Consider the following 2,502-nt stretch of genomic DNA (forward strand, 5'->3'; position numbering starts at 1 on the left):
CTCTCCCCGCTGTCCCCGCACTCCCCGCTGTCCCCGTTTCGCGGGGTCCCGATGTCCTCCATGGTCTCGATCCGGTTCTTGAGCTGGAGCCACTGGTGCGGCAGCCAGGCGTGGCCCGTGTCGCAGGCGACCCCGGGCCGCCGGTCCGGCGTCAGCAGGGAGATGGTGAGCACGATGGTGCCCTCGCACCCGGGCCGGATGCAGGGCCCGAGGTGCGAGGTCCGTAACGACGCCCCGTCGACGGCGTGGTGGACGTCGGTGACGAGCCGGTCGAGTTCGTCCGAGAAGTCGGTCCAGGCCGGGTGCTCCACGAACCACCCCAGGTGGCTGGAGAGCAGGCGCGCCATCATGGGCACTCCCTCGGGCCGCCGGCCGAGCCCCTGCTCCCGGCAGAGCAGTGCCGTCCACGAGCCCAGCACGGTGCGCATGGTGGAACGCGCCTCCACCATCGTGTCGTTGACCACCCCGTGGTCGCGGCTCCCGGTGACGCGCTCGCGCACCCAGCCCCCGCGCGGGGGCGAGATGAGGTGCGCGCACTCCCGGTAGAGCCGGGGAACTTCTGTCAGGTTGGTCCGGGTACGTTCGATCTGGTCGGTATGTAGGTCAGGCATCCGCCGTCTCCCCTCCCCCGTGGTGGCTCGCGATTACCTGAAACGCTGTGTTCGAGGCGCTGCGCTTGAAAGGCCGTGTGGTGCCGGTTCTGTCGTGCGTGTCGTCGCTGAACCGTGGCGCCCGAGAGGCCGGGTCACGCCAGGGCAGGGGCCTGCGGCCACTCTCCGCGCGGAGGGGAGACGAGGGAGATGGGGCAGACGCGGGAGGGCGTCACCACGGGGGCGTGCGGCGTGGTCACCGAGCCGGTGACGGTGAGCGTCCGCGTCCCGGTGCTCCCGCCGCGGGGCGCGTCGTCGACGTGCGAGGGGCCGCTGACCACGAGGGGCCATGGGTGCGGCGGCGGGACGGCGACCACGGCGAACGCCGTCCACGCGGTGGGGGGCGACGGGAGGTTCCCGGCGTCCCCGTCATCGAGGTCATCGAGGTCATCGAGACCGAGGGAACTCCTGCCGCTCCGGAAGGCGGCTTCGTCGTCGGCGGAAAAAGCGCGCGCCATGACGCGAACCGACTTCAGGAAGAAGAGAAGAAGGGTCGCGGAAATACCCGGTGAGTTGTTGTCGCCGATCCTCGATAATTCCAATAATCCCCGAAAAGCCTCTGGAGAGCGCGTCTTCACGGAGTTCCCCCGTGCTCTGACAAAAGGTCACCGGCATGCTATGTTCGGGCCGACCCGTAATCAATATGTGCCATATGTGGCGAAGATCACAGGAGAACCGTTCCTCCGGCCGGGTCGGGATGTATGGCCTGGTCAACGCCGTACGGTCACGCCGCGTGGTGAGCCACCCGCCACCCGCCCCCCCGCCCCGGCGGTCGCGGGCGGGGGGTGGGGACGGCCCGGACGGTGGTTCAACCCCAAATGGCCTGGGCCCACTCGGGGTGATCTATGAACGGGTTCCGATTGCCCTGGTAGTCCGCGTGGACAATCTCGTTGCGGCGTTCCTCGAATGCGCTCGGCGGGTCCTGGGCATGCCATTCCAGAAGTGTGGAGAGGCGCCCGTGGTACGGGGTGCCGCCGTTGCTGGTGTCGTTGTCGAGTTCCAGATCGGCGAAGCCGTCGCCGCCCTCGTAACGCACCGCCATGTAGAAGAGCATCCTGGCGACGTCGCCCTTGTCCTCGTCCCGCGCCTCCCAGGAGTCGGCGTCCGTGTAGTTGCCCGGGGCCCGGGAGACGGGCGAGCCGCCGTCGTCGAAGTCCTTGTTGCCGCGGACGCCGTTGACCTGCACATCGGCGGGCCTGAGGTGGTGGAGATCGGTGCCGGGCCCGGCCGAGGTGCCGAAGTCGCCGTGCGACTGCGCCCAGACGTGCTCCCGGTTCCAGTCGCCGACGTCGCCGCCGTTCTGATCGGCCCCGCGCGACTCGCCGGTGTAGAGCAGGAGGACGCTGCCGGGGTCGGACGGGTCCTGGTCGGTGTCCATCAGGGCGTCCCAGACCTCGGAGTAACTGAGCCGGGTGGTGCCGGTGCTGACGATCTCGTGCAGCGCCGTCTTCAGCGACTCTCCCGTCTTCCCCTCGGCGTCGGCGTAGTAGGCGTGGTCGGCGGTTCGGGCGTCGTCGGTTCCGGTGTCGGCAGCCGCGGCGAGCGGCACCGGGGCGGTCAGCACCGCCGCCAGGACTCCGGTGAGCAGGGTCCGGTACATGGGGGGCCTTTCGGTGTGAGCCGGGGTCTCGACTGTTATGTACCTGCCACACCGGCCCGGAAACTACGCGCGTAACCTCCGGTCACCCCCCGGTCACCTGGTGAACGCCGATGCCGCCGCCCCGGCGGCCGGTGAGGGTCGCTCGACGTGCCGGTGGACACGCTTCACCGGCCCTGCCGTGTCGGGCGCACCCTCAGGGGGTCAGGCGCTGGAGGAGGCCCCAGGTGAATTCGGCCGTGGTGGGGCGGGGGC

At 70.0% G+C, this 2,502-nt stretch carries 3 protein-coding genes; all 3 read right to left on the reverse strand.

Annotated elements, in window-relative coordinates:
• A partial coding sequence (locus ADY01_RS34900; RefSeq protein ID WP_049580846.1) for a hypothetical protein occupies nt 1-611 on the reverse strand: 611 nt, incomplete at its 3' end.
• Between the two features lie 134 nt (nt 612-745).
• Nucleotides 746-1,108 carry a hypothetical protein gene (locus ADY01_RS34905; RefSeq protein ID WP_159001627.1) on the reverse strand — a complete coding sequence of 121 codons (363 nt, stop codon included), beginning with the start codon at nt 1,106-1,108 and terminating at the stop codon, nt 746-748.
• A gap of 350 nt (nt 1,109-1,458) precedes the next feature.
• Nucleotides 1,459-2,250: an endonuclease I family protein gene (locus ADY01_RS34910; protein WP_049580849.1), complete on the reverse strand. Its 792-nt coding sequence runs from the start codon at nt 2,248-2,250 to the stop codon at nt 1,459-1,461.
• Nucleotides 2,251-2,502 lie beyond the last annotated feature (252 nt).

This window comes from Streptomyces sp. SBT349 (genome assembly GCF_001083795.1).
Lineage (GTDB): Bacteria > Actinomycetota > Actinomycetes > Streptomycetales > Streptomycetaceae > Streptomyces.